Raw genomic sequence first — 6,174 nt, forward strand, 5'->3', positions numbered from 1 at the left:
CCCAGGTGGGCTTAAGCGTCTGAAAAGACGCATGAAGATTGAACAGGAATCAGGCACTCATGGCCACTTCTCAAGTCGAAACCGTCAGCACCACCGCAGACAAGGCCAAGTTGGCCCTTGCCGTGGCTTTGGTCGTGGCCTCTCTGGCGGGCTTTTACCTGTTGGGCAAACAGGGGCAGATCGCTCAGTGGGGTGGGCTTGTAGTGGGCTTGGTGGCGGCCGTGGTTGTGTTCATGACCTCCGAGCCCGGCAAACAGTTCGTCGCTTTTGGACGTGATTCCTGGCGCGAAGTCAAAAAAGTGGTGTGGCCGGCCCGCAAAGAAGCCATGCAGATGACCGCTTATGTTTTTGCCTTTGTGGTGATCATGGCCCTCTTTTTGTGGCTCACCGATAAAACACTTGAATGGGTGTTTTACGACCTGATTTTGGGGTGGAAGAAATAATGAGCGATATGAACGGTGACGTGGTCAGCGAAGTGGCGGCTGGCGCATCCCTGCATCCGGCTCCCGGTATGCAGTGGTATGTGGTGCATGCCTATTCGGGCATGGAGAAAGCCGTTGAACGCAATATTGTCGAGCGCATCAACCGTGCCGGCATGCAGGCTAAATTTGGACGTTTTCTGGTGCCAACCGAAGAGGTCGTCGAGATCAAGAATGGCCAGAAGAAAACAACGGAACGCCGCTTTTTTCCAGGCTATGTGCTGGTCGAAATGGTCATGGATGATGAAACCTGGCACCTGGTGAAACACACCAACAAGGTCACCGGTTTTGTCGGTGGCGCCAAAAATCGCCCAGCGCCTATTTCCGAAGAAGACGTGCAAAAGATCGTTGACCAGATGCAGGTTGGCACCGAGAAGCCGCGCCACAAGGTGGAGTTCGAAACCGGCGAATATGTACGCGTCAAGGATGGCCCGTTCACCGACTTCAACGGCACGGTCGAAGAAGTCAACTACGACAAGAACAAGGTGCGGGTTTCGGTCACGATTTTTGGCCGTGCCACACCGGTTGAGCTGGAATTCAGCCAGATCGAAAAAACATAGGTTTTCGGTCGGCAGTTCAAAATTTCGCGCCTTGCAACTCGGCGCGAAGGGTTCTTCGGAACCATGATTGAGTTGTGTAACCCCCGGGGAGCCCGGGCCTGCCTTTTGGCGGCGCCCAGGCGTTATGACCCGCAAGGAGAAAAGTATGGCGAAAAAAATCGTCGGCTTCATCAAGCTGCAAGTGCCAGCTGGTAAGGCCAACCCGTCCCCCCCGATTGGCCCAGCCCTGGGTCAGCGCGGCCTGAACATCATGGAGTTCTGCAAGGCTTTCAATGCCCAGACCCAGGGTGTTGAGCCCGGCCTGCCTTTGCCTGTGGTGATCACCGCCTTTGCAGACAAGAGCTTCACCTTCATCATCAAGACCGCTCCGGCTGTCACGCTGATCAAGAAGGCCATCAAGCTGGACAAGGGTTCTGCCACGCCGCATACCGTCAAGGTCGGCAAGATCACCCGCGCCCAGCTTGAAGAAATTGCAAAAACAAAAATGAAAGACATGACTGCCGCCGACCTGGATGCAGCCGTGCGTACTATTGCCGGTTCCGCCCGTTCTATGGGCGTGACGGTGGAGGGCGTTGTATGAGCAAGCTGACCAAACGTCAAAAAGCTGTTGGCGACAAGATCGACAGCAACAAGCTGTACCCGGTGGTTGATGCCCTGGGCCTGGTCAAGCAGTTCGCTGTCGCCAAATTCGATGAATCCATCGATGTGGCCGTGCAGCTGGGTGTGGATGCCAAGAAATCCGATCAGGTCGTTCGCGGCGCTGTCGTGTTGCCCAACGGCACCGGCAAAACCAAGCGGGTTGCCGTGTTTGCACAAGGCGCCAAGGCTGAAGAAGCCAAGGCCGCTGGTGCAGACATCGTCGGCATGGACGATCTGGCTGCTGACATTAAGGCAGGCAAGATGGACTTCGACGTGGTGATCGCCTCGCCGGACGCCATGCGTGTCGTGGGTACCCTGGGCCAGATCCTCGGCCCACGTGGCTTGATGCCCAACCCGAAAGTCGGCACGGTGACGCCTGATGTGGCCACGGCGGTGAAAAACGCCAAGGCTGGCCAGGTCCAGTTCCGCGTTGACAAGGCCGGCATCGTGCACGGCACCATTGGCCGCCGTTCGTTTGACACCGACAAGCTGCAGGGCAACCTGGCCGCGCTGATCGATGCGCTGACCAAAGCCAAGCCTGCGTCGAGCAAAGGCGTGTATTTGAAGAAAGTCGCGGTTTCGTCAACGATGGGTGTGGGCGTTCGCGTCGACACGCAAACCATCGCGGCGTAATCGCAGAAATTTGGATGGCCCGCATGGGCTGTTCAAAGTGGTGGGCTGTCGGGGTTTCGGTTCCGGCAGGCCATCCAGGACCGTTGGTGCGAGAGGGTGAAAGTCCATCGCTTAATCGTCGAAAGACAGCCAACGCAGATGGCGGTCCCGCTGCTTGAATGGTTTTGAAAAGAATCTGAAAACAGTTGGTCGCTGAACATGAGCGTGTTGAAGGGTTGAAAGCAGGTGCAAGCTTGCCAAAACCCGACAGTACATTTTTAAGGAGTAGACCTTGAGTCTCAACCGCAGTGAGAAACAAGCCGTCATTGATGAAGTGACCGGCCTCGCCGCTAAAGCTCAAACGCTCGTGATGGCGGAATACCGTGGTATCACGGTCGCTGACATGACCAAGCTTCGCAGCCAAGCCCGCGACAAAGGCGTGAACCTGAGTGTGTTGAAAAACACCCTGGCTCGCCGTGCCGTGGCAGGCAGCGCGTTTGATGTCCTGTCCGACCAGATGACCGGTCCGCTGATCTATGGCTTTTCCACAGACGCTGTCGCTGCCGCCAAGGTGGTTGCCGATTTCGCGAAAACCAATGACAAGTTGGTGATTCGCGCAGGCGCCATGTCGGGGAAAGTCTTGGACGTGAACGGCGTGAAGCAGCTGGCGAACATCCCTTCGAAAGAAGTTCTGCTCGCCCAGCTGTTGGGCCTGATGCAATCCCCCATTTCGCGTACGGCACGAGTGCTGGCCGCGCTGGCGGAACAAAAAGGCGGCGGCAGCGATGTGGTCGTAGCCGCAGAGCCCGCAGCAGAAGCAGCAGCGGCATAACCTGTACCAACTTTTTAGGAAATCAAAATGGCATTCGATAAAGACGCATTTTTGACCGCGCTTGACAGCATGACGGTCCTCGAACTCAACGACCTGGTGAAAGCCATCGAAGAGAAATTTGGCGTGAGCGCTGCAGCCATGTCGGCTCCTGCCGCTGGCGGCGGCGGTGCTGCTGCAGTTGCGGAAGAGAAGACTGACTTCACGGTCATGTTGCTCGAAGCCGGCGCCAACAAGGTGTCCGTCATCAAGGCAGTTCGTGAAATCACAGGCCTGGGCTTGAAAGAAGCCAAGGATCTGGTTGACGGCGCTCCGAAGGCTGTCAAGGAAGCCGCACCCAAGGCGGATGCAGAAGCTGCGAAGAAAAAGCTCGAAGACGCCGGCGCGAAAGTCGAACTCAAGTAATTCTTGTGTTTCGCGAAGGCTGGAAGACCGGGTTCGGCTTCCAGCCTTTCGTGCTTTCAAGGAGTGCCGTTCAAACGTCGCGTAAGCACGTTTTTCGGCTTTCCTGGAACCACCGGCAAGCAGATTTTCTCGAATCTGCTTGCCAGTGTTTCCTGACCCCGACTGCAGGAAATGCCTTGGTTCGGGCAACGTGCAATGCGTTGCCGTCCGCCATGGTTGGTAGTGGCCAACCACCAAGTCTGTTTGATTACGTGGTGTAGTCATTCAAGACAGTCGCCAGAGCTTAACAAACCAGTTTTGTACTTGTTTGTGTCCCATCAAAGCGGAGAACTCATGGCCTATTCTTATACCGAACGCAAGCGAATTCGCAAAAGCTTCGGCAGCCGCGAAAGTGTGCTGAATGTTCCTTACCTGTTGCAGATGCAAAAGGACGCCTATACGGCCTTCCTGCAGGCCGACCGCGCGCCGCAAAAGCGCGAAATCGAAGGCTTGCAAGCTGCGTTTGACAATGCATTCCCCATCGTCTCGCATAACGGGTTTGTCGAGATGAAATTTCTCGAGTACAACCTGGCCAAGCCAGCCTTCGACGTGCGCGAGTGCCAGACCCGTGGCCTGACCTTTGCGTCGGCCGTGCGCGCCAAAGTCCAGCTGATCATCTATGACCGCGAGTCCTCGACGTCGCAGTCCAAGGTCGTCAAGGAAGTCAAGGAGCAAGAAGTCTACATGGGCGAAGTTCCGCTCATGACCGACAAGGGCTCCTTCGTCATCAACGGCACCGAACGCGTGATCGTGTCCCAGCTGCATCGTTCGCCCGGCGTGTTCTTCGAGCATGACAAGGGCAAAACCCACAGCTCGGGCAAACTGCTGTTTTCGGCCCGGATCATTCCCTACCGCGGCTCCTGGCTGGACTTCGAGTTCGATCCCAAAGACATCTTGTACTTCCGTGTGGACCGCCGGCGCAAGATGCCGGTCACCATCCTGCTCAAGGCCATTGGCCTGAACCCAGAGTCCATCCTCGCGAACTTCTTCGTGTTCGACAACTTCCGCCTGATGGACAGCGGCGCGCAAATGGAGTTCGTCGCCGAGCGTATGCGCGGCGAGGTCGCCCGTTTTGACATTACCGACAAGAGCGGCAAAGTGGTTGTCGCCAAGGACAAGCGCATCACGGTGCGCCATACGCGCGAGTTGGAGCAAAGCGGTACGTCCACCATCAGCGTCCCGGAAGACTTCCTGATCGGCCGCGTGGTCGCCAAGAACATCGTGGACGCCGAGACCGGTGAAATCATCGCCAAGGCCAATGATGAGCTGACCGAAGCGCTGCTGAAAAAGCTGCGCGTGGCCGGCGTGCAGGACCTGCAGGTGCTGTACACCAACGAACTCGACCAGGGCGCGTACATTTCACAAACCCTGCGTTCCGACGAAACCGCGGACGAGTTTGCTGCGCGCGTGGCGATCTACCGCATGATGCGCCCCGGCGAGCCGCCGACGGAAGATGCCGTCCAGGCCCTGTTCCAGCGCCTGTTTTACAACCCGGATACCTACGATCTGTCCAAGGTCGGCCGCATGAAGTTCAACGCCCGCGTGGGCCGCGACACCTCCACGGGCCCCATGGTCATGACCAACGAGGACATCCTCGCAGTCGTCAAGATCCTGGTGGACCTGCGCAATGGCAATGGCCAGGTTGACGACATTGACCACCTCGGCAATCGCCGCGTGCGTTGCGTCGGTGAACTGGCAGAGAACCAGTACCGCACCGGTCTGGCACGTATCGAAAAAGCCGTGAAAGAGCGTTTAGGCCAAGCTGAGCAAGAGCCGTTGATGCCGCACGACCTGATCAACAGCAAGCCGATTTCGGCTGCGTTGAAGGAGTTCTTCGGTGCATCGCAGTTGTCCCAGTTCATGGACCAGACCAATCCGCTGGCCGAGATCACCCACAAGCGTCGCGTATCGGCCCTTGGCCCCGGTGGCTTGACCCGCGAACGTGCTGGCTTTGAAGTGCGTGACGTGCACGTGACCCATTACGGCCGCGTCTGCCCGATTGAAACGCCTGAAGGCCCGAACATCGGCCTGATCAATTCACTGGCCCTGTATGCCCGCCTGAACGAGTACGGCTTCATCGAGACGCCGTATCGCCGCGTGATTGACGGCAGGCTGACTGACCAGATCGACTACCTGTCTGCCATCGAAGAAGGCAAATACGTGATCGCCCAGGCGAACGCGCTGCTTGACGATGCAGGCAAGCTGACGGGCGACCTCGTGTCGGCCCGTGAAAACGGCGAGTCGGTCCTGGTCGGCGCAGAGCGTATCCAGTACATGGACGTGTCTCCCGCGCAGATCGTATCAGTCGCGGCTTCGCTGGTTCCTTTCCTGGAGCACGACGATGCCAACCGTGCATTGATGGGCGCCAATATGTCGCGTCAGGCCGTTCCGGTTCTGCGGCCTGAAAAACCGCTCGTCGGCACGGGCATCGAGCGCGTGGCCGCCATCGACTCCGGCACGGTTGTCACGGCGAACCGCGGCGGCGTGGTGGACTATGTGGATGCGACGCGCATTGTGGTGCGGGTCAATGATGCGGAAGCCCTGGCTGGTGAAGTGGGTGTGGACATCTACAACCTGATCAAGTACCAGCGTTCCAACCAGAACACCAACA

7 protein-coding genes are annotated in these 6,174 nt (G+C 57.7%); all 7 read left to right on the forward strand.

The window, feature by feature from the left end; all coding sequences use genetic code 11:
• Positions 1 to 59 precede the first annotated feature (59 nt).
• On the forward strand, positions 60 to 443 hold the full coding sequence (gene secE / locus ABI660_RS22535; protein ID WP_348072354.1) for a preprotein translocase subunit SecE: 384 nt from the start codon (positions 60 to 62) through the stop codon (positions 441 to 443).
• 8 nt (positions 444 to 451) lie between these two features.
• Complete coding sequence (gene nusG / locus ABI660_RS22540) at positions 452 to 1,039, forward strand: transcription termination/antitermination protein NusG (protein ID WP_254425667.1); 588 nt, start codon at positions 452 to 454, stop codon at positions 1,037 to 1,039.
• Between the two features lie 145 nt (positions 1,040 to 1,184).
• Positions 1,185 to 1,619, forward strand: coding sequence for a 50S ribosomal protein L11 (gene rplK / locus ABI660_RS22545; RefSeq protein ID WP_077593009.1), 435 nt, complete (start codon positions 1,185 to 1,187; stop codon positions 1,617 to 1,619).
• On the forward strand, positions 1,616 to 2,311 hold the full coding sequence (gene rplA / locus ABI660_RS22550; RefSeq protein WP_348072356.1) for a 50S ribosomal protein L1: 696 nt from the start codon (positions 1,616 to 1,618) through the stop codon (positions 2,309 to 2,311). The genes rplK and rplA overlap by 4 nt, the downstream gene beginning before the upstream one ends.
• 271 nt (positions 2,312 to 2,582) lie before the next feature.
• Entirely contained in the window at positions 2,583 to 3,122 is a 540-nt protein-coding gene (rplJ, locus tag ABI660_RS22555) for a 50S ribosomal protein L10 (protein WP_348072358.1), read from the forward strand.
• A gap of 27 nt (positions 3,123 to 3,149) precedes the next feature.
• Positions 3,150 to 3,524 (forward strand): 50S ribosomal protein L7/L12, encoded by a 375-nt coding sequence (rplL, locus tag ABI660_RS22560; protein ID WP_293596411.1) that lies wholly within the window; start codon positions 3,150 to 3,152, stop codon positions 3,522 to 3,524.
• Positions 3,525 to 3,857: 333 nt separating this feature from the next.
• On the forward strand, positions 3,858 to 6,174 hold a 2,317-nt coding region (gene rpoB / locus ABI660_RS22565), incomplete at its 3' end, for a DNA-directed RNA polymerase subunit beta (protein WP_348072360.1).

The sequence above is a fragment of the Polaromonas sp. genome (assembly GCF_039930745.1).
GTDB lineage: Bacteria > Pseudomonadota > Gammaproteobacteria > Burkholderiales > Burkholderiaceae_C > Polaromonas.